Annotated in this window: 19 protein-coding genes and 2 tRNA genes; 11 read left to right on the forward strand and 10 right to left on the reverse strand. The window is 66.5% G+C overall.

Features of this window, described 5'->3' with window-relative positions; all coding sequences use genetic code 11:
- The first annotated feature begins 140 nt into the window (after positions 1–140).
- The 3 genes from BS38_RS0100140 to BS38_RS0100150 all read left to right on the forward strand — a co-directional run bounded on the left by BS38_RS0100140 (position 141) and on the right by BS38_RS0100150 (position 2798).
- The gene (locus tag BS38_RS0100140) at positions 141–1619 is read left to right on the forward strand and encodes a glyceraldehyde-3-phosphate dehydrogenase (protein WP_081818761.1); all 1479 of its coding nucleotides are present in this window, start codon (positions 141–143) and stop codon (positions 1617–1619) included.
- 79 nt (positions 1620–1698) lie between these two features.
- Positions 1699–1908 carry a hypothetical protein gene (locus tag BS38_RS0100145; protein WP_028268959.1) on the forward strand — a complete coding sequence of 70 codons (210 nt, stop codon included), beginning with the start codon at positions 1699–1701 and terminating at the stop codon, positions 1906–1908.
- A gap of 92 nt (positions 1909–2000) precedes the next feature.
- Entirely contained in the window at positions 2001–2798 is a 798-nt protein-coding gene (locus tag BS38_RS0100150; RefSeq protein ID WP_028268960.1) for an HNH endonuclease family protein, read from the forward strand.
- A gap of 74 nt (positions 2799–2872) precedes the next feature.
- Here BS38_RS0100150 and def read toward each other — a convergent pair whose 3' ends face one another.
- The 3 genes from def to orn form a co-directional block, all read right to left on the reverse strand.
- Positions 2873–3445 carry a peptide deformylase gene (gene def / locus BS38_RS0100155; RefSeq protein WP_028268961.1) on the reverse strand — a complete coding sequence of 191 codons (573 nt, stop codon included), beginning with the start codon at positions 3443–3445 and terminating at the stop codon, positions 2873–2875.
- Positions 3446–3544: 99 nt separating this feature from the next.
- Positions 3545–3617, reverse strand: a tRNA-His gene (locus BS38_RS0100160).
- 131 nt (positions 3618–3748) lie between these two features.
- Complete coding sequence (gene orn / locus BS38_RS0100165; protein ID WP_081818762.1) at positions 3749–4384, reverse strand: oligoribonuclease; 636 nt, start codon at positions 4382–4384, stop codon at positions 3749–3751.
- 156 nt (positions 4385–4540) lie between these two features.
- Here orn and mptB point away from each other — a divergent pair, with 156 nt between their 5' ends.
- Positions 4541–6097, forward strand: a complete 1557-nt coding sequence (gene mptB / locus BS38_RS0100170; protein WP_028268963.1) for a polyprenol phosphomannose-dependent alpha 1,6 mannosyltransferase MptB — start codon at positions 4541–4543, stop codon at positions 6095–6097.
- 35 nt (positions 6098–6132) lie between these two features.
- Here the strand turns inward: mptB and BS38_RS0100175 are convergent, their stop codons facing one another.
- A complete protein-coding gene (locus BS38_RS0100175) occupies positions 6133–6819 on the reverse strand; it encodes a DNA alkylation repair protein (protein ID WP_028268964.1) in 687 nt (228 codons plus the stop codon).
- Positions 6820–6927: 108 nt separating this feature from the next.
- Between BS38_RS0100175 and BS38_RS0100180 the strand changes: the two genes are divergently transcribed.
- Positions 6928–7833, forward strand: a complete 906-nt coding sequence (locus tag BS38_RS0100180) for an aldose 1-epimerase family protein (protein WP_028268965.1) — start codon at positions 6928–6930, stop codon at positions 7831–7833.
- A gap of 8 nt (positions 7834–7841) precedes the next feature.
- Here BS38_RS0100180 and xylB read toward each other — a convergent pair whose 3' ends face one another.
- Together xylB and xylA are read right to left on the reverse strand one after the other, a co-directional pair.
- Positions 7842–9269, reverse strand: coding sequence for a xylulokinase (gene xylB, locus BS38_RS0100185; protein WP_028268966.1), 1428 nt, complete (start codon positions 9267–9269; stop codon positions 7842–7844).
- Between the two features lie 86 nt (positions 9270–9355).
- The gene (gene xylA, locus BS38_RS0100190; RefSeq protein ID WP_028268967.1) at positions 9356–10543 is read right to left on the reverse strand and encodes a xylose isomerase; all 1188 of its coding nucleotides are present in this window, start codon (positions 10541–10543) and stop codon (positions 9356–9358) included.
- Positions 10544–10680: 137 nt separating this feature from the next.
- Here xylA and BS38_RS0100195 point away from each other — a divergent pair, with 137 nt between their 5' ends.
- A complete protein-coding gene (locus BS38_RS0100195) occupies positions 10681–11919 on the forward strand; it encodes an ROK family transcriptional regulator (RefSeq protein ID WP_028268968.1) in 1239 nt (412 codons plus the stop codon).
- Between the two features lie 34 nt (positions 11920–11953).
- Here the strand turns inward: BS38_RS0100195 and BS38_RS0100200 are convergent, their stop codons facing one another.
- Genes BS38_RS0100200 through BS38_RS0100210 form a run of 3 tightly spaced genes read right to left on the reverse strand, consistent with a single transcriptional unit; the run spans position 11954 to position 14396 of the window.
- On the reverse strand, positions 11954–12559 hold the full coding sequence (locus BS38_RS0100200; RefSeq protein ID WP_231510970.1) for a GNAT family N-acetyltransferase: 606 nt from the start codon (positions 12557–12559) through the stop codon (positions 11954–11956).
- A complete protein-coding gene (locus tag BS38_RS0100205; RefSeq protein ID WP_028268970.1) occupies positions 12556–13314 on the reverse strand; it encodes an alpha/beta hydrolase in 759 nt (252 codons plus the stop codon). The genes BS38_RS0100200 and BS38_RS0100205 overlap by 4 nt, the downstream gene beginning before the upstream one ends.
- Positions 13302–14396, reverse strand: a complete 1095-nt coding sequence (locus BS38_RS0100210) for a LacI family DNA-binding transcriptional regulator (protein ID WP_028268971.1) — start codon at positions 14394–14396, stop codon at positions 13302–13304. The genes BS38_RS0100205 and BS38_RS0100210 overlap by 13 nt, the downstream gene beginning before the upstream one ends.
- 159 nt (positions 14397–14555) lie before the next feature.
- On the opposite strand from BS38_RS0100210, the gene BS38_RS0100215 reads away from it, so the two are divergent.
- From BS38_RS0100215 to BS38_RS26995, 5 genes are all read left to right on the forward strand, one after another.
- Complete coding sequence (locus BS38_RS0100215; protein WP_028268972.1) at positions 14556–15725, forward strand: Gfo/Idh/MocA family protein; 1170 nt, start codon at positions 14556–14558, stop codon at positions 15723–15725.
- Positions 15725–16939 carry a dihydrodipicolinate synthase family protein gene (locus tag BS38_RS0100220; protein WP_028268973.1) on the forward strand — a complete coding sequence of 405 codons (1215 nt, stop codon included), beginning with the start codon at positions 15725–15727 and terminating at the stop codon, positions 16937–16939. Before BS38_RS0100215 ends, BS38_RS0100220 begins: the two co-directional genes overlap by 1 nt.
- Positions 16936–17793: a sugar phosphate isomerase/epimerase family protein gene (locus tag BS38_RS0100225; protein WP_028268974.1), complete on the forward strand. Its 858-nt coding sequence runs from the start codon at positions 16936–16938 to the stop codon at positions 17791–17793. The genes BS38_RS0100220 and BS38_RS0100225 overlap by 4 nt, the downstream gene beginning before the upstream one ends.
- A gap of 139 nt (positions 17794–17932) precedes the next feature.
- Positions 17933–18364 carry an SRPBCC family protein gene (locus BS38_RS0100230; protein ID WP_028268975.1) on the forward strand — a complete coding sequence of 144 codons (432 nt, stop codon included), beginning with the start codon at positions 17933–17935 and terminating at the stop codon, positions 18362–18364.
- Between the two features lie 84 nt (positions 18365–18448).
- Complete coding sequence (locus tag BS38_RS26995; RefSeq protein WP_156037030.1) at positions 18449–18625, forward strand: hypothetical protein; 177 nt, start codon at positions 18449–18451, stop codon at positions 18623–18625.
- A 52-nt stretch (positions 18626–18677) separates the two neighbouring features.
- On the opposite strand, the gene BS38_RS0100240 is transcribed toward BS38_RS26995, so the two are convergent.
- Positions 18678–18750 (reverse strand) — tRNA-Arg (locus tag BS38_RS0100240).
- Positions 18751–18837 lie beyond the last annotated feature (87 nt).

The raw sequence follows: 18837 nt of genomic DNA on the forward strand, positions 1-18837 counted from the left end.
CAGCCGGCGGTTTTTCTTTGCGATTCTCCAAGGTGTCCGGGGTGGACCGAATCCCCGCCGATGCCTGTGCCCCGGAATACCTCCGGTGGCCGACATCCGCATACGAGGACGTATGTGGTTGACCCAAGGAAGGTAGTTCTGTGAGCCAGACGTCAGATTCTTGTCTTGATACGTGGATGGGCCGTGAGGCACTTGCCGAGGCCATGATCCCGGTGATCGGCCGGCTGTACCGCGAGAACAACGTGGTGACTTCCATCCACGGCCGCAGCCTGATCAACAAGTCCACCATGAACATCCTGAAGGCGCACCGTTTCGCGCGCCGGATGAGCAAGGACGAGCTGCTCCTGGAAGAGACGGCCCCGTTGCTGGATGCCCTCGCCGGGCTGGATCTGGGTGCTGCTGCCATCGACATCGCCCGCCTGAACCAGAAGTTCAAGGCCGAGGCCAACGGTGCGAGCCTGGAGGAGTTCCTGCGCGCTGAACTCGCGGACGTCGTGGGCAAGCGTGGCGGCGACGACCGCACCAGCACTGACGTCGTGCTCTACGGCTTTGGCCGCATCGGCCGCCTGCTGGCGCGCCTCCTCATCGAAAAGGCCGGTGGCGGTCACGGACTCCGTCTACGCGCGATCGTGGTCCGCCGCGGCTCGGACAACGACCTCGCCAAGCGCGCCAGCCTGCTGCGCCGCGACTCCGTTCACGGATCGTTCGAGGGCACCATCAAGGTGGACACCGAGAACAACACCATCACGGCCAACGGTGTCCAGGTCCAGGTCATCTACTCGGACAACCCCTCCACCGTGGATTACACGGCCTACGGCATCAAGGACGCCCTCGTGGTGGACAACACCGGACGCTGGCGCGACGCCGAAGGCCTGTCCCAGCACCTCCTGAGCAAGGGCGTCTCCCGCGTCCTGCTCACGGCACCCGGCAAGGGCGAGCTGAAGAACATCGTCCACGGCATCAACCACGGCACCATCCTGGACTCGGACAAGATCGTCACCGCGGCGTCCTGCACCACCAACGCCATCACCCCGGTCCTGAAGGCCATCAACGACAGGTTCGGCGTGGTCCACGGCCACGTCGAGACGGTCCACTCGTTCACCAACGACCAGAACCTGATCGACAACTTCCACAAGGGCGACCGCCGCGGCCGCTCCGCCGCGCTGAACATGGTGATCACCGAAACCGGTGCCGCCAAGGCCGTGGCCAAGGCGCTCCCCGAACTCCTTGGCAAGCTCACCGGCAGCTCCATCCGCGTCCCGACCCCGGACGTTTCCCTGGCCATCCTGAACCTGAGCCTGGAGAACGGCACCACCAAGGACGAGGTCAACGACTTCCTGCGGCAGATGTCCCTGCACTCCGAGCTGCGCAAGCAGATCGACTACATCGATTCCCCCGAGGTCGTCTCCACGGACTTCGTCGGTTCCCGGCGTGCCGGCATTGTTGACGGCCTGGCCACGATCTCCAACGACAAGAACCTGGTCCTCTACGTCTGGTACGACAACGAGTTCGGCTACAGCTGCCAGGTGGTCCGCGTGATGGAGGAAATGGCCGGTGTCAACCCGCCGTCGTTCCCCGTCAAGGAACCCGCCGCGGCGCTGGCAGCAATCGCGGTCTAGCAGTCCGGACGGGATCCGGGTCTGAGGTTTCCCGGCCGGTGCTCTGGCATCGGCCGGGAAACGGACCCAAAATGGTGTCATGGAACACGAATCGACTCTCGAACATGAAACCACCCTCGAACACGCCCTCGACGTAGCGCGGCAGAACCACAAGGAAGCTACCCGCCTCCTCGAACAGGCGCGAGTGGCGCATGCTGCGGGAGAGATTCCCGATAGCAGGATCAAACAGCTTGAGGAGCTGCTGGACCTCGCCACCGTGGACCTGAAACGTGTGATGAAAGAGCAGTAACTGCCCCTCCACACTGTGGATATCGGCCGCATTGTCAGTGGCCGCACCTAAGCTCGTCCGGTGCGTAGGAATCAACATCGGGCTCTGCAACCATGACCATCAGCTGGGCGGCTTACCGGCGTGCACGGCGCCGCTCCCGCCAGGCCTGGGCTGTACTGATAGTGCTGGCCGCCGGCCTGGTTTCAGCCGTGTGCTGGTTCTTTACGGCAGGCCAGTTTGCCGTGGCGGAGCCGTCCGTCACGGGCCCCAGCACCGCTCCTGTGCTTGATCCGGCGTGGATGAAAGCTGTTCCGCCTGTCCGGCCTGTACCGGAAGGCCGTGCGGCCGATGCGCTGGAATCGCTCGAGGTGAAAGGGCGGGCGGCCAACGACAACTACGAACGCACCGCATTCGGCCAGGCCTGGCTGGATGTGGACCGCAACGGCTGCGACACCCGCAATGACATCCTCCGGCGGGACCTCGGCGGGGCACAGTTCACCGAGGGTTCCCGGTGCCGCGTGGCACGCGGGGAATTCCATGAGCCGTACACCGGAGCGGTGGTGACCTTCACCAGGGGAGCGGAGAGCAGCAAAGCCGTCCAGATTGACCACGTCGTGGCCCTGGGCGACGCGTGGCAGAAGGGCGCCCAGCAATTGACGCCGCTACAGCGTCAAAACCTCGCCAACGATCCCCTGAACCTCGTGGCCGCCGACGGTCCCGCCAACCAGGAAAAGAGCGCCTCGGACGCAGCCGGCTGGCTTCCGAAAAACAAGGCCTTCAGGTGCCACTACGTGGCCCGCCAGATCTCAGTGAAAGCTGCCTACGCGCTGTGGGTGACCCAGGCCGAAAAAGACGCCATGAATCGTGTCCTGGCCTCGTGCCCGCAGCAGCAGACCCTCATTCCGCGATAGGACGACCGCTAGGGGCGGCCGCCCGGTGTCCGATTAAAACCGGTGTCCGACGAAAACCGGTGCCCGATTAAAAATCAGTGCCCGAACGGGTCGGGGTCGACGCCGGGCATCCACGTCAGGCCGGGAACGCCCCAGCCGCTCCGCTTGGCCTGCTTCATGGCTTTGCGGGCGTAGCGGTCCATCAGCCGGTTCACGTAGAGCTTGCCGTCCAGGTGGTCGTATTCATGCTGGATTATCCGGGCGAACCAGTCCGTGGCCTCGAAGTCCACCGGATTCCCGTCACCGTCGAAGCCCTGCACCCGAGCCCACTCCGCGCGCTTGAGCGGGTACTGGCCGCCGGGGAAGGACAGGCAGCCCTCCACTTCCTCATCGGGGTCCGGGAGGGCGCCGGAAACCTTGGACAGCGTCAGGACCGGGTTCACCACGGCGCCGGCAGGGGGCACGCCGTCGTCGTTCGCGAACTTGTACACAAAGATGCGCTTGCCAACGCCCACCTGGGGGGCGGCGAGCCCCACGCCGTTGGCGGCGTCGTTCGTTTCGAACATGTCGGCGATAAGGGTGCGGAGTTCGTCGTCGAAGACTTCCACTTCGGCGGCCCGGCGGTGGAGAACCGGCTCGCCCCAGATGGTGATCGGCAGAACGGTCATGTCAGGTGGTTCCTTTGATGCAGTGCGGAAACAAGTAAAGGCCGCACCGGATAACCGGTGCGGCCTTTAGGTAAGGGCGAAAATCCTGCCCTTCATGAGGGTGAGCTACGGGGGTTGAACCCGCGACCTCCTGGACCACAACCAGGCGCTCTGCCAACTGAGCTAAGCCCACCATGTGCCCCGCGAGACCGTCCGGGTTACCGGCTGTCTTGGAAGGCAACGTCATATAGCTTACCTGCTCCGCGGGGCTGTTTTTGCCACTTTTGCCGGTTTTAGGAAAATTTCCTTCAAACGTGGCGCAGATTACTTTTCCGTCGCCGCTGCAAGGGACTCGGCGGAGGCCATGACGGACTTCGAAATGCGCTGGGCGGTGGCACTGTCCGGTCCCGGCGCCGGGACGAAGACTGCCTCCCGGTAGTAGCGCAGCTCATCGATGGAATCCTTGATGTCGCCGAGGGCGCGGTGCCCGCCGTGCTTGGCCGGAGCCTGGAAGTAGGCCCGCGCGAACCAGCGCCGCGACAGTTCCTTGATGGTGCTGACGTCAATGACCCGGTAGTGCAGGTGCTCCACCACCGCCGGCATGTCCCGGGCAAGGAAGACGCGGTCCGTGCCCACGGAGTTGCCGCCCAGCGGAGCCTTGCGCGGATCCGGAACCCACTTGGCGATGTATTCCATGATCACGGCTTCGGCCTCTGCCATCGTCTTTCCGTGCGGAAGCTCTTCGAGAAGCCCGGATCGGGTGTGCATGTCGCGGACGAAATCGTTCATCTGGGCCAGCGCGGCGTCGTCCGGCCGGATGACGACGTCGACGCCGTCACCCAGGATGTTGAGTTCGGAGTCCGTCACCAGTGCGGCCACCTCGATTAGGGCGTCATTCTTGATGTCCAGGCCGGTCATCTCGCAGTCGATCCAGACAATGCGTTCGTTAGTAATAGGCACCCGACCAGCCTACCGTTCCGCTGCCACGGAGCTGTCCGGTGCTAGGATTTCGATACGTGGCGGTGCGCTGTTTTTGCTGCCGCGGCCCCACCCCCGCCGGCGTGACCGGCTGCTAGCGGGTGAACAATGCCCCACAACAGATTGGACGATCCTGAGATGACGGCGCCTGTGCCTGCGGCGGGAAGAGTGGCTGCCGGTACGTCACCGGAGCCGGTTGAGGCTGAAGTGGACAACGCCCTCTCGCCGCTCCTCTCGGGGTTCGCCGGCTCGATGTTCATGGCGATCGGCTCGCTGGGCGTCGGCTGGCTTGCGCCCGTCTCTGAACTTCGCCGGCTGCCGCTGTTCATCTGGATGCGCACTGAAGCGGTAGGGGTGGCACTGTCCATCGTGCTGCTGGCCGTCGGCGGCATGCTCCTGGTGCGGGCCTGGCTTCGCCTTGGCCAGCGTGTCCGCGTCTGGGGCGCGGGTGCCCGGAAGGCCACCCTGCAGGCTGTGGCCCTGTGGGGGCTTCCCATGATGTTCTCGGTCCCGCTCTTCAGCCGTGACGTCTACGCCTACATCGGCCAGGGCCGGCTGATGGTTGAAGGCTTCAATCCCTACGAAAACGGGATTTCGGCACTCTCCAACTATTTCCAACTCGGGGCCGACAAGATGTGGACCGAGGCACCCGTTCCCTACGGGCAGTTGTTCCTGTGGATCGAACAACTGGTGGTGTGGTCCACCAACGTGCAGCCCGAGGCGAGCATCATGCTCTTCCGTGGTGCCGCCCTGGTGGGCGTGGTGCTGTGCATTGTGTACGTTCCCAAACTGGCGGAGCTGCACGGCGTGAATCCGCACCGCGCGCTGTGGCTCACCGCAGCCAATCCGCTGTTCCTGACCAACTTCATCGCCAGTGTCCACAACGATGCGCTCATGATCGGCCTGGCGCTGGCCGGACTTTATTACTGCGCCACCAAGCGCGTGGTGTTCGGGCTGGTCCTCGTGACGCTGTCGATCTCCGTCAAGCCGATCACCATCGTGTTCCTGCCGTTTATCGGGCTCCTATGGGCGGGAAAGAACGCCGGCTGGCCGCGGAAGTTCGTTTTCTGGGGACTCACTGCCGGCATCAGCCTGGCGATGCTGTACGCCATGAGCCTGGTGAACGGCTTTGGCTTCGGCTGGGTGAACGGACTCTCCGCGCCGGGCAGTATCTGGATCTGGTACGCACCGGTGGGCCTGCTGGGGCTTGTGGTGGCATCCATCTCGAACGCCTTCGGGCTGGACGGCTGGGGACTGGCCAAATGGGTTTACGACGCCGGCAAACTGCTGGCCGTCGGAATTGTCGCCTGGCAGATCTTCCGCGGCGACCACGACCGCCTGATGCGCCGGCTCACCCTGGGGTTCGCGGCCGTGGTCCTGCTCGCTCCCATGATCCAGTCCTGGTACGTTGTGTGGCTCATCCCGCTGTTCGCCGTCACCGGCATCCGGGACGACTGGCAGGTGAAAGCTCTTTACTTCATCGTGTCCTTCTTTATGGTCTACGCCATCTCAGACCAGCTCGAGGTCTTCCCCTACCTGCAGACGGAGGACCTGGGCCTTCCGCTGGCACTGGCACGCAACGCCGCGGCCATCATCGCGCTGCTGTTCGCGCTGTACCTGATCTTCCTGGATCCCAAAACGAAGCAGCTGTTCAGCAAGCCGGATGAGCCGGTTACCACCCGCCCGGTCATCTGAGGCGGCCGCAGGGCCGGGAGTCACCGGGCCGGAAGTCACCCGGCCGGGAGGTTCTTAAGGGCCTCGCGGCGGGAGAGCGGGCTGAGCTCCGTGCCGTGGCGGTCAACGAACTCCCGGACCCAGGCCGGATCGGTCTTCGCGTACTCGCGTAAGGCCCAACCAATGGCCTTCCGGATGAAAAACTCCGGGTCGGACAGATTGGCCTCGATGACCGAGGCGAGCAGCTCCGGGTCGGTGGCGGCCTTTGCCGCGAGCTGGGCGGTGATGGCGGATCTGCGGATCCACATATCGGGGTCCTTGCTCCAGGCGCGGAGGATCCGGTCGAGCTCCGGACGGTGTGCCTGCAGCAGGGCGCACATCCGGTGCGCCACCCCGTCCACCAGATCCCACCACGCCCCGGTCCGGATAATCTCTTCGTATACCGGCAGCAGTTCCAGCCGGCCGACGGCCAGCCGCGAACCCGTCAGGTCAATGGCGGCATACCGCTCTTCCCGGAATGCGGCCGAACGCCAGAGCGCCAGGACTGTATTGCTCAGGTCCTGGATTGAACTGCAGGGCCACTGCGCGGCGGCGCCATGGGTGATCTTCCGCACCTCGGGAACCCTGACTCCAAGCGACGGCATGTCCGACTTCATGTAGGCCTGGCTTCCGGCTGCCCGCACCGGGTCTGCCGAGTCCCGCAGCCGGCTGCGGATTCCGGCTATCAGTTCTTCGTTCGCCATGGTGGCAACTCTACTGGCGGACGGTCACGTCATCCTTGCCCTGTCCGACAGGCGGTGTATTAGAATAGTGAGCGCTAACACACCATCTCCGGCAGTAAATGGACACCTATGACCCCCACCGAGCATGAGATCAGTTTCGGCCCCTACACCGCAATCGCGACGGCCCGTGGAGGAGCACTCCGGGAGCTGCAGCACGAAGGCCGCGATCTGGTCATCGGCTTCGGGTCCGAGGGGGAGATTCCTGACTACCGCGGCGTCATCTGCGCCCCGTGGCCCAACCGGCTGGCTGATGGCCGGTACAGCTTCGACGGCAAGGAGTTCCGGTCCGCGGTCAACGAGGAAGCCCGGGGGACTGCACTGCACGGCCTGGTGTTTGGCGCGCTGTGGGAACTCCAGGAGCACACCGCATCCTCCGTCCGCCTCGGTACCCGTGTTGAACCGGGAAAGGGGTATCCGGGGCGCCTTGACATCTCTGTTGAATACGAACTCCGGGCTGACGGGCTGCGCGGCACGGTGCGCGCCGAGAATGTTGGCCCGGACGCCGCGCCCTACGGTGTGTGCCCGCATCCGTACCTCCTCGCCGGACCTGCCCCGCTGGATGAGTGGACCGTGCAGATCCCGGCCACCGAATTCATGGAGGTGTCCGCCGACCGGCTGCTGCCGGAGGGCATGGCCGGCGTCGAAGGCCATGCCTTTGACTTCCGGTTTGAGCGGGTCCTGGGTGCGGTCGAAATCGACCACGCCTTTGCCGGCCTGATTCCCAACGAGGACGGACTCGCGGCAGTTCGGGCCTACGACCCGTCCGGCACCGGCGTCGAACTGGAATGGGATTCTGCGTGGCCGTGGCTGCAGATCCACACGGCCGACAAGCCCGCAGGGCCATCCCGGCTGGGCCTCGCGGTTGAACCCATGACGTGCCCGCCTGACGCCTTCAACAGCGGAACCGACGTGGTCCGGCTGGCCCCGGGGGAGTCCCACGAGGCCAGCTGGACCGTCCGCGCAATCAGTCGCTGAGGTAGGCGTCAGCCGGCGAGATAGTTGCTGGCGTACCGCCGGTACTGTGCAAGGACCTCCGGTGCACCGCCGTCGGCTGCCTCTACTTCGGTGCCGCCGGAACCCCACTGCGGCCATTGACCCGTCAGGACGGCTGCCGCCTGGCGGGCGGCGCCGTCGGCCACGTATTCCCCTGGTTCGGGCACCACCACGGGGAGTCCGAAAACGGACGCAGCAATCTGCTGCACGGCCGCTGATTGCGCCCCGCCACCCACCAGGATGATCCGGCCGGCCTTCACTCCCTGGGCCTGCAGGGCGGCCAGGCCGTCCGCAAGGGAGCAGACCACGCCCTCGATCGCGGCCCGGGCCAGGTTGTCTCGGGTGTAGCTGGCCAGGGTGGCCCCGTGCAGGGATCCTGTGGCGTCGGGCAGGTTGGGCGTGCGCTCGCCTTCGAAGTACGGCACGAGTGTGAGGCCGCCGGAACCGGCCGGGGCGGCGAGGGCCAGTTCGGTGAGTCCGGCAAGGGTTACTCCCAGCAGCGCGGCCGTGGCATCGAAGATCCGGGTGGCGTTCAGGGTGCAGGCCAGCGGGAGGAAGTTGCCCGTGGCATCTGCGAAGCCTGCCACGAGTCCGGTGGCATCGGCGGACGGGGTCTCCGAGACGGCGAATACCGTTCCTGATGTCCCCAGCGACACCACAACGTCACCCGGCCGGGCGTCCACGCCGAGGGCTGCGGCAGCGTTGTCGCCGGCGCCGGGGCCAATGAGTGCGCCGGCCGGCGTCCTGCCGGCGGCTTCCAGGGGGCCGACGACGGCGGGAAGCGCCGGAAGATGGCCCAGTACCTTTTCGAGGACTTCCGGGAGATAGGTTCCCGAGGCGGTGGAAAAGTATCCGGTGCCGGACGCGTCCGATCGGTCGGTTCGCAGGAGCTGCAGCGACGACGGCCCGCTTCCCGGGCCGTGGCCGGCCAGGCGCCAGGACAGCCAGTCGTGCGGCAGGCACACGGCCGCAACGCGGCGCGCGTTGTCCGGTTCGTTGCGGGCAAGCCAGCGGAGTTTCGTGATGGTCAGTGATGCCACCGGGACCGTACCCGTCGCCTGCGCCCAGACGTCGGCGCCTGCCGCCGCATCGCCGTCGCCGGCAGCTGCGATAAGTTGTTCCGCGTCGCCTGCGGAGCGGGTGTCGTTCCACAGCAGTGCGGGACGGATCACGGTGCCGGAGGAGTCCAGGCACACCATGCCATGCTGCTGGCCGCCAACGGAGACGGCGGCAACGTCATCGAGGCCGCCGGCCCGGGCGATGGCCTCCTGGAGGGCGGTCCACCAGTGGTCCGGGTGGATCTCGGTGCCTTCGGGGTGGGCCGCGCGCCCTTGGCGGATGAGGGTGCCGGTCTGCGCATCCCGGATCACCACTTTGCATGACTGCGTGGAACTGTCGATTCCTGCTACCAGCGGCATGTCGGTTCTTTCTGAAGGGCTCTGCCGCCGGACCCGGGAGTACGGGTCCGGCGGCAGCGGGTGTTTGTTGGGCGGGGGAGCCGGGCCTAGCGTGCTCCGAGCAGGTGCTCGATGGCCAGCTGGTTGAGCCGGACGAATGCAAACGATCGCTGCGCGGCAGCATCGGCGTCGAACTCCGCGAAAGCGGACGCGTCAGCGAGCAGCTCCGCGGCGGTCTCCCCGGCGGCGAGCGTGGGCTCGCCGAGTTCGAAGACCCCGGAGGTGGCCAGCGCTTCCTGGACGTCCGGGTCGGCGCGGAAGGCCAGGGCCCGCTCCTTCAGGAGCAGGTACATGGACATGTTGGACTTCGCCGATTCCCAGACGCCGTCGTAGCCGTCGGTGCGGGAGGGCTTGTAGTCGAAGTGGCGCGGGCCGTCGTACGTGGGGCCGCCGTTGGGGAAGCCGTTTTCGAGGAGGTCCACGGTGAAGAAGGCGCTGGTGAGGTCGCCGTGGCCGAAGACGAGGTCCTGGTCGTATTTGATGCCGCGCTGGCCGTTGAGGTCGATGTGGAAGAGCTTTCCGGCCCACAGTGCCTGGGCGATGCCGTGGGTGAAGTTCAGTCCTGCCATCTGCTCGTGGCCGGTTTCCGGGTTGAGGCCCACGATGTCGCCGTGTTCGAGCTGGGCGATGAAGGCCAGTCCGTGGCCGACGGTGGGCAGGAAGATGTCTCCGCGGGGCTCGTTGGGCTTGGGCTCCAAGGCGATCCGCAGGCCGTAGCCCTTGTCCTTGATGTACGCCGCAGCCGTGTCCACGCCTTCCTTCATCCGGTCCAGGGCGGCGGAGAGGTCCTTGGAACCGTCGTACTCGCTGCCTTCGCGTCCGCCCCACATGACGAAGGTTTCTGCACCCAGCTCGGCGGCAAGGTCGATGTTCTGCAGGACCTTGCTGAGGGCGAACCGGCGGACGGAGCGGTCGTTGGATGTGAAGCCGCCGTCCTTGAAGACCGGGTGGCTGAAGAGGTTGGTGGTCACCATGGGTGTCTTCAGGCCGGTCTCGGCCAGGGCGGTCTTGAAGTTCTTCAGGATCAGTTCGCGTTCGGACGCTGATGCATCGAACGGAACCAGGTCGTTGTCGTGGAAGGTGATGCCGTACGCGCCGAGTTCACTGAGCTTGTGAACGGCCTCGACGGGGTCCAGGGCCGGGCGGGTGGCGACGCCGAACGGATCGGCGCCGGTCCAGCCGACGGTCCAAAGGCCAAAGGTGAAGCGGTCTGCAGGGGTGGGCTGAAGAGTCATGAAGCATCCTTGGTTCAGGGTTGTGGAGGGTGGAGTCCCGGCTGCGGCCCACCGCCGAAGCGGCAGTGGATCAATTAGTTTTCAATCTGAACTATATGCATCATGATTGACTAAGGTCAATGATGAAGGCGGCGGAAATGTCACTGGGAAAAAATGCCGACGGCGGTACGGTCCGTCCTGCGCCCGGGCGAGTCGAGGATGTCCGGCGCGGAAACCTGGTGCGCATCCTGGCGTCCCTCGCGGAGCCTCGGACCGATCCGGACGTTCGCCCCACCCGCGCCGACCTGGCCGCCAGGACCGGCCTGACCAAGGCGTCCGTGTCCAGCCTCGTCGCCGAGCTCGTGGACGCCGGCCTGGTGGCGGAATCCGGTGCGGCCCGGGACGGTGAGCGCGGCCGCCCTGGCGTGGGCCTTGAGCTCAGCACCCGTCGCGGCGTGGTGGGCATGGAAATCAATGTCGACTACATTTCGGCCGGGCTCCTTGACCTTGGCGGGACCCTGCGGATCCACAGGACACTGGAATGCGGCAACCGCGGCAAATCACCGCAAGCCGTGATGGCCCTGCTGGCGGGTCTCGCCGCCGATGTTGCTTCGGAGGCATCCGCGGGCGGAGTCGAAATCCTTGGCGGGGGGCTGGCTGTTCCCGGCCTTGTGGACACGGGGTCCGGAACTGTTTCCAGCGCCCCCAACCTGAAATGGCACGGGGTTGCCCTTGAGCTGCACGGGTTGCTGCCGGGGGCACCGCAGGGCACACTCCTCCACAACGAGGCAAACTGCGCTGCGCTGGCGGAGCTCTGGTACGGGCACGGCGTTGATTTCCAGGACTACCTCTTTGTCTCCGGCGAAGTGGGCGTCGGTGGCGGCCTCGTCATCGGCTCGCAGCTCTTTTCGGGACCCCGCGGGCAGGCCGGCGAAGTGGGGCACGTAGTGGTGGATCCTTCGGGGCCGGACTGTTCATGCGGCGGCCGCGGCTGCCTGGAAACGTTCGCGGGCCAGGAAGCCATCTTCGCTGAAGCCGGCATTCCCGACGGGACCGCGTCCGCGCGGCTCGAACACCTCACCGAGCTGCTTGCGGCCGGAAATGCGGACGCCATTTCCGCAGTGGCGCGCGCCGGGCACTACCTTGGGATTGCCGCGGCGTCCACTGCCCGGTTGATGGATCTCTCAGCAGTTGTCCTCGGCGGCCATTTCACCCGGATGGGACCGTGGATTGGACCCGCCGTTGTCCGGAGCCTGGCGGACTTTGCGCCCGGCGTCGTCGGCCCGGCCGGTGTGGCAATCTCGGAACTCGGCCAGTCGGCCGCCCTCCTGGGCGCGGCCGGGAGCGCCCTGCGTTCGGTGCTGGCTTCGCCGCAGGGGTTGAGACCGGCACGCTAGGTCTTCACGTTAGGTCTTCGGGTCCGTCGAGGCCTCAGGCCCGAACGGCGAGGCGGACCACTGCCCGGCCGGGCACCGCATCGCTGACCACCTCGAAGCCTGCGTCCAGGAACAGCTTCAACGTTCCGTGGTACAGGTCAGCAGGGCCGGCTTTGGGACGCACCTCCGGATCCACCGGGTAGCCTTCCACAACGCCGGCGCCGTGATCCATGGCATGGCCGACGGCGGCGCGAAGCAGTGCTGCAGCCACGCCGCTGCGACGGTGCCCCGGCGCGACGACGAAACAGGTCACCGACCAGACGGAACCTTCGGGACCGTCCTCCGGCGGGCTCTGCACGGCCGGTCCGGCCGCCTTGAACACCTTCGAACGCAGGATCCTTGGGTAGCAGTCGCGCGGTTCAACCGCGCACCAGCCCACCGGCTGTCCTTCCCTGAAGGCGAGGACCCCCGGTGCCGGGGTATCGGCGTCGAACTTCGCCCGGAACTGTTTCTTCCGGTCCCCGGGCGTGACGTCATTCCATTCGGCTCCCGTCAGGGCAAAGAACCTGCACCAGCAGCGCGACGGCTCACCGCGCACTCCGAAAAGGCGTTCGACGTCGGGCCAGTCGGCCGGCGCTGTGGTCACTGGCGTTGCGGTCACGGGCACCAGCCGTGTCCGGCGAGCCAGGTGGTACAAAGCTCGGTCCATCGCTCGACGCCGGCCACCCCGTCAGCGAGGCCCAGCCCGTGGCGGCCGTGCGGAAAGATATGCAACTCTGCAGGGACGGCTGCCTGGCGCAGCGCCAGGGCATAGCGCAGGCTGTGTTCCACATCAACGGCGTCGTCGTCGGATGTGTGCCAGATGAAGGCCGGGGGAGTGCCGTCCGTGACTGTGAGCTCGGCAGAAAGCTCTGCCAGGAGGTCACCGGACGGCGAGTCGCCGAGCAGGTTGTTGATGCTGCCCTGGTGGACGGCCGCTTGGAAGGACACCACGGGGTAGCAGAGGACGGTAAGGTCCGGCCGGGACGACGGCAGGTCGAGAGCGTCGTCTCCGGCGGAAAGTCCCGAGGCGAGGGTGGCGGCCAGGTGGCCGCCCGCGGAGAATCCCAGCACGCCCACGCGGGAGCTGTCCACTGCGAGCCCGTGGCTGCCCCGCCTGATCCAGGATACGGCGGCCTTCGCGTCCGCCAGCGGTGCCGGGTGGCGGTGTGGCGCCACCCGATACCGGAGCACGAAAGCGTGGATGCCCAGCGACGCCAGCCATTCGGCCACCGGTTCGGCTTCGTGGTCGGCGTGGTGTTCGTAGCCGCCGCCCGGAAGGACAAGCATCGCCGGGGACCTCCGGGCAGCAGGCTGGCGGGCCGGGATGACGGTGAGGCCGGCCGGCGTCGCGGGACTGCCGCTCAGGCGGTCCACTCGGTGCTCCGCCTGAGCGTCACCTGACCCGTGACGGCCGGACCGTCGTCGTGGTGTCCTTCCGTAGCGCCGGGACCGGACCCCACGGTGCTCAGCGTGGCCAGGCGGCCGATCTCCTCCAGCGGCAGGCGGACGGTCGAGAGCCCCGGGCGGAAGTCCCGCAGGGTTTCGATGTCGTCGAACCCTGCGATCAGGGCGTCGCGGGGAATCCTGAATCCCTCGGCACGGAGCGCCGCCGTGGCGCCGATGGCCATGACGTCGTTCGCGGCGAAAATGCACAGGCCGGGCTGTGCGCCCTCATTCACTGGTTCGGCTTCCCGGGCAGTCCTCAAGCGTTCGGCCAGCGCGAGGCCGGCGTCGTAGCCGCCGGCGCGGTTGAACGATGCCCGGAGGACTTCAGCTGCGGGGCGGCCAGCGGCGGCAAGGCCGGACTGGAAGCCGCGGACCCGGTCGTCTGAGGTGATGAGTCCCTCGGGTCCGCCGATGATCACGAAGTCACCCGGATGGCTGGCCGCCAGTTTCGCGGCGAGTTCCGCAGCAAGTTCTTCGTTCGGCACTTCCACCAAGTGGTATCCGTCCAGCGGGCCGGCTCCGACGATCGCCTGCCCCACCACGCCGACATGACCGCCGTTGCGGCAGTAGCGGTCCAGTTCGGCGGCGAGCTCGGCATTGCCCTGAGCGTCCTCCGGCCGGCTGGACCGGGAGCCGGCAATGACAATGGCGTCGGCCCGTCTGGCCGCAAAGGCGGCTACTGCTTCCTTCTCATCGGCCGGCGTCCCGCCGGTGGTGGCCAGCAGCACCATCTTGTGCTGTTCACGGGCCACGTCCTGCACGCCGCGGGCTATGGCTGAAAAATACGGATCCGCGATGTCGTGCACGATCAGGCCCACGAGTCCCGAGCTGGATTTCGCGAGCGCCTGGGCCTGGGCGTTGGGGATATAGCCGAGGGCTTCTGCCGCCTGCCGGACCCGCTCGGAAACCCCCGGACCGGGTTTGCGGGCGGAACCGTTGAGGACGCGTGATGCAGTAGCCGGTGAGACCCCGGCCAGTCGTGCCACCTCGGTGAGAGTGCTTGCAGCCACCGGTTTCTCCTGTTCAGCCAACGTGCGCGTAGTGGCCATTATGGCAGTTTGAACGACTTTCGGGAAAGCGCTTGCCGTGCGGCGCCGGAAGATGCATCATAAATGCAGTGGGAACGCGCTTTCCCAACGCTCGATGAGAAAACGAACTGTGGAGGACACATGGGCTTCGAAACAAAGACGATCCGTATCGCCATGAACGGCATCACCGGCCGGATGGGCTACCGCCAGCACCTGCTGCGCTCCATCCTCCCCATCCGTGACGCCGGCGGCTTCACGCTCGAGGACGGCACCAAGGTGCAGGTCGAGCCCATCCTGGTGGGACGCAACGAAGCGAAGATCAGGGAGCTCGCCGAGCTGCACAAGGTCTCCGAGTGGTCCACCGACCTGGACGCCGTCATCAACGACCCCACGGTGGACATCATCTTCGATGCCTCCATGACCAGCCTCCGGGCCGCCACGCTGAAGAAGGCCATGCGCGCCGGAAAGCACATCTTCACCGAAAAGCCCACGGCCGAAACCCTCGAAGAGGCCATCGAACTGGCCCGGATCGGGAAGGAAGCGGGCGTCACCGCCGGCGTCGTGCACGACAAGCTGTACCTGCCCGGCCTGGTCAAGCTGCGCCGCCTCGTGGATGAAGGCTTCTTCGGCCGCATCCTGTCCATCCGCGGCGAATTCGGCTACTGGGTCTTCGAAGGCGACGTCCAGGCAGCCCAGCGCCCGTCCTGGAACTACCGCAAGGAAGACGGCGGCGGCATGACCACGGACATGTTCTGCCACTGGAACTACGTCCTCGAAGGCATCATCGGCAAGGTCAAGAGCGTCAACGCCAAGACCGCCACCCACATCCCGGCCCGCTGGGACGAAGCCGGCAAGGAATACAAAGCCACGGCCGACGACGCCTCCTACGGCATCTTCGAACTCGAAACCCCCGGCGGCGACCCGGTCATCGGCCAGATCAACTCCTCCTGGGCCGTCCGTGTCTACCGCGATGAACTGGTCGAGTTCCAGATCGACGGCACCCACGGTTCAGCCGTCGCCGGCCTGAACAAGTGCGTCGCCCAGCAACGCGCCCACACCCCCAAGCCGGTCTGGAACCCGGACCTGCCCGTCACGGAATCCTTCCGCAGCCAGTGGCAGGAAGTCCCCGCCAACGCCGAACTGGACAACGGCTTCAAGCTGCAGTGGGAAGAATTCCTGCGCGACGTCGTTGCCGGCCGCGAACACCGCTTCGGCCTGCTCTCCGCCGCCCGCGGCGTCCAGCTCGCCGAACTCGGCCTGCAGTCCAACAACGAACGCCGCACCATCGACATCCCGGAGATCTCACTCTGATGACATCACTGATCCTTCCCACCCACGACGGCGGAACCCGCGAGTACCGGCTCCAGTCCGCCCCGGCCTGGTCCAGGCCAGCGGCGCCCATCACCTCGCGCCACGCCTACGCGGCGGCCCACGTCATCCCGGAAGTCACCGCGGACAACACCCCGGGCGCCCCCGCCCGCCTCGACTGGGACGCCACCATGGCCTACCGCCACGAGCTCTGGTCCTACGGCCTTGGCGTTGCCGACGCCATGGACACGGCGCAGCGCGGCATGGGCCTGGACTGGGCCGCCACCCAGCAGCTGATCAAACGCACCGGCGTGGAGGCCGCTTCAGTGGTCTCTTCCGGCGGCGCGGCGACGGCCGGCAAGTCCGTCCGAGACCTCGTCTCCTGCGGCGCCGGTACCGACCAACTGGATCCGGCCGCCCTGCCGTCAGGCGCCGCCGGCATCCAGGCCGTCATCGACGCCTACCGCGAACAGATCGCCGTGGTGGCCGAAGCCGGTCCCAAGGTGATCCTCATGGCCTCCCGGGCCCTGGCGAAGGTAGCCAGCGGAGCGGACGACTACCTGCACGTTTACTCGACCCTCCTTCAGGAAGTTGAGCAGCCGGTCATCCTGCACTGGCTCGGCACCATGTTTGATCCTGCCCTGGCCGGCTACTGGGGCTCCGACGACGTCGCCACGGCCACCGATACGTTCCTGTCCCTGATCCGCGAACACGCGGACAAGGTGGACGGCGTGAAGGTCTCGCTCCTGGACGCGTCGCACGAAGTAGCGCTCCGCGCCAGCCTCCCCGAAGGCGTCCGGCTCTACACGGGCGACGACTTCAACTACCCGGAACTGATCGACGGCGACGGAACGCACCACTCGGACGCCCTGCTGGGCATTTTCGCCGCCATCTACCCGGCGGCATCGGCCGCGCTGCAGAGCTACGACGCCGGCGACGCCGTCAGGGCCCGCGCCATCCTGGACTCCACCCGGGAACTCGGCAAGCACATCTTCAGCGCCCCCACGTTCTACTACAAGACGGGCATCGCGTTCATGTCCTGGCTCAACGGCAAGCAGCCGGGTTTCCAGATGGTGGGTGGGCTGCATTCGGGCCGCTCCGTGGTGCACCTGGCGAAGACCTTCGAACTGGCCGACCAGGCGGGGCTGCTGAAGGACCCTGCCCTGGCCGCTTTCCGGATGTCGGACTACCTGCGGATCAACGGGGTGGGAGTATGACCTTGAACCCAGGACCGTCCCCCTTCTCACGGCTGTCCCTGAACAGCGCCACCACCAAGAAATGGACCCTGGCAGAGGCCGTTGACGGTTGCGCCCGCGCGGGCATCCCTGCCATCGGCCCGTGGCGTGACCGCGTGCACGAAGCGGGCGTGGACAAGGCGGCCAAGCTCATCCGTGACGCCGGCCTGCGGGTGTCCTCGTTGTGCCGGGGCGGCTTCCTGACCGCAGCCGACGCCGAGGGACAAGCTGCTGCGCTGGCCGACAACCGCGCCGCCATCCTCGAAGCCGTGGCCCTGGACACGCAGGAATTGTTCCTGGTGGTCGGCGGCCTTGCCCCGGGGGAGAAGGACGTTGTGGCTGCCCGCCAGCGCGTTGCCGACCGCCTCGCCGACCTGGTTCCGTTCGCCGTCGAAAATGGCGTCCGGCTGGTGCTCGAGCCGCTGCATCCGATGTACGCCGCGGACCGCGCCCTGATCTCCACGCTCGGCCAGGCCCTGGACCTGGCGGCACCGTACGACGCAAAGGCGGTCGGCGTCGCCGTCGACACCTTCCACGTCTGGTGGGATCCGGAACTGAAGGCGCAGATTGAACGGGCCGGCCGGGAGCACCGCATTGCTTCCTACCAGGTGTGCGACTTCAATCTGCCCATCGCGGCCGATGCGCTGTTGTCCCGGGGGCTGATGGGCGACGGCGTCATCGACTTCGCCACGATCGGCACCTGGGTCCGGGACGCCGGCTACACCGGCGACATCGAAGTGGAAATCTTCAACCAGGAAATCTGGGACGCCGACGGCGACAGCGTCCTGGCAACGATGAAGGAGCGTTACGCGGGACTCGTCCTGCCGTACGCCTGACCGACTCCAGCCTGACCGCACCCGTCCTGAGGCCCGGTACCGCCCCAAGCGGTGCCGGGCCTTCGTCCTGTTCCGTAGTCGTCCTGCCCCTTAACAGGGCGGGGGCTCGCGCGTATTGTCGTGCGGAGGAGGCAAGCACATGAAGGACCAGATCAAAGACGCTGAAGCCACGGTGCTCGTGAAGGCACCGGTAAGCGTGGTGTGGGAGGCGCTGACCGATCCCGCGATCGTCAAACAATATTTCCTTGGCACCACCCTGACCACTACCTGGCGGGAAGGTGACCCCGTGACGTTCGCGGGGGAGTGGAAGGGCAAGAGCTACGAGGATAAGGGCATCGTGCTCAAAAACCGGCCCGGGGAGATGCTCCGCATCACCCATTACAGCCCGCTCTCGGGGCTGCCGGACGTGCCGGAAAACTACCACACTGTGGAGTACCGGCTGGATGAGACGCCGGCGGGAACGCAGGTCAGCATCAGGCAGGGAAACAACAAGAGCGATTCCGAGGCGGAAGAGTCCGCGAAACTCTGGGACATGGTGCTGGGAAACCTCAAGGAACTGCTGGAGAGCTGACGGCATAGCGCCTGCCGGGGGCGGCGGGTTGGGGCGGAGCCGTGACCCGTCGACAATCCGGACGTCCGGGGCTAGCTTGGGCACATGACCGAGATTCCAGACGAAGACGGCAGCGCGCGCGGCGACGACGGCACGTCCCGGCCGGCGGACGAGGCAGCACGGGATTCCATTGCCGGCGACCTGGCCGCAACGATCGAGCCCGACATCGCTGAGATGGATGACACGCCGGAGGGGCACCCCGGCGGCGTTGATCACCGCTAATCAGAAGCGGCCCGCGGCTGCAGTGCTGCAGGGGCGGGCCGCTTCATTTTTGTGCCCCAGGAGGGAATCGAACCCCCGACCGGCGGATTAGAAGGCCGCTGCTCTATCCCCTGAGCTACTGGGGCACGTGGGCGCTTTCGGACTGCTCCGGCGGCGCCTAGAAAAGTTTACAGTGCCGCGCGGGTTCGGCCAGTCAGCCGGCTTGTGGCGTT

The organism is Arthrobacter sp. UNC362MFTsu5.1, assembly GCF_000685965.1.
Lineage (GTDB): Bacteria > Actinomycetota > Actinomycetes > Actinomycetales > Micrococcaceae > Arthrobacter.

Excerpts from the sequence above, each read along its gene's own strand:
- BS38_RS0100220 (WP_028268973.1), top strand. The coding sequence starts at position 15,725 with ATGACATCACTGATCCTTCCCACCCACGACGGCGGAACCCGCGAGTAC.
- BS38_RS0100180 (WP_028268965.1), top strand. The coding sequence starts at position 6,928 with ATGACCCCCACCGAGCATGAGATCAGTTTCGGCCCCTACACCGCAATC.
- BS38_RS0100150 (WP_028268960.1), top strand. The coding sequence starts at position 2,001 with ATGACCATCAGCTGGGCGGCTTACCGGCGTGCACGGCGCCGCTCCCGC.
- BS38_RS0100175 (WP_028268964.1), bottom strand. The coding sequence starts at position 6,819 with ATGGCGAACGAAGAACTGATAGCCGGAATCCGCAGCCGGCTGCGGGAC.
- BS38_RS0100195 (WP_028268968.1), top strand. The coding sequence starts at position 10,681 with ATGTCACTGGGAAAAAATGCCGACGGCGGTACGGTCCGTCCTGCGCCC.
- xylB (WP_028268966.1), bottom strand. The coding sequence starts at position 9,269 with ATGCCGCTGGTAGCAGGAATCGACAGTTCCACGCAGTCATGCAAAGTG.
- BS38_RS0100230 (WP_028268975.1), top strand. The coding sequence starts at position 17,933 with ATGAAGGACCAGATCAAAGACGCTGAAGCCACGGTGCTCGTGAAGGCA.
- mptB (WP_028268963.1), top strand. The coding sequence starts at position 4,541 with ATGACGGCGCCTGTGCCTGCGGCGGGAAGAGTGGCTGCCGGTACGTCA.
- def (WP_028268961.1), bottom strand. The coding sequence starts at position 3,445 with ATGACCGTTCTGCCGATCACCATCTGGGGCGAGCCGGTTCTCCACCGC.
- BS38_RS0100145 (WP_028268959.1), top strand. The coding sequence starts at position 1,699 with ATGGAACACGAATCGACTCTCGAACATGAAACCACCCTCGAACACGCC.
- BS38_RS26995 (WP_156037030.1), top strand. The coding sequence starts at position 18,449 with ATGACCGAGATTCCAGACGAAGACGGCAGCGCGCGCGGCGACGACGGC.
- BS38_RS0100225 (WP_028268974.1), top strand. The coding sequence starts at position 16,936 with ATGACCTTGAACCCAGGACCGTCCCCCTTCTCACGGCTGTCCCTGAAC.
- xylA (WP_028268967.1), bottom strand. The coding sequence starts at position 10,543 with ATGACTCTTCAGCCCACCCCTGCAGACCGCTTCACCTTTGGCCTTTGG.
- BS38_RS0100215 (WP_028268972.1), top strand. The coding sequence starts at position 14,556 with ATGGGCTTCGAAACAAAGACGATCCGTATCGCCATGAACGGCATCACC.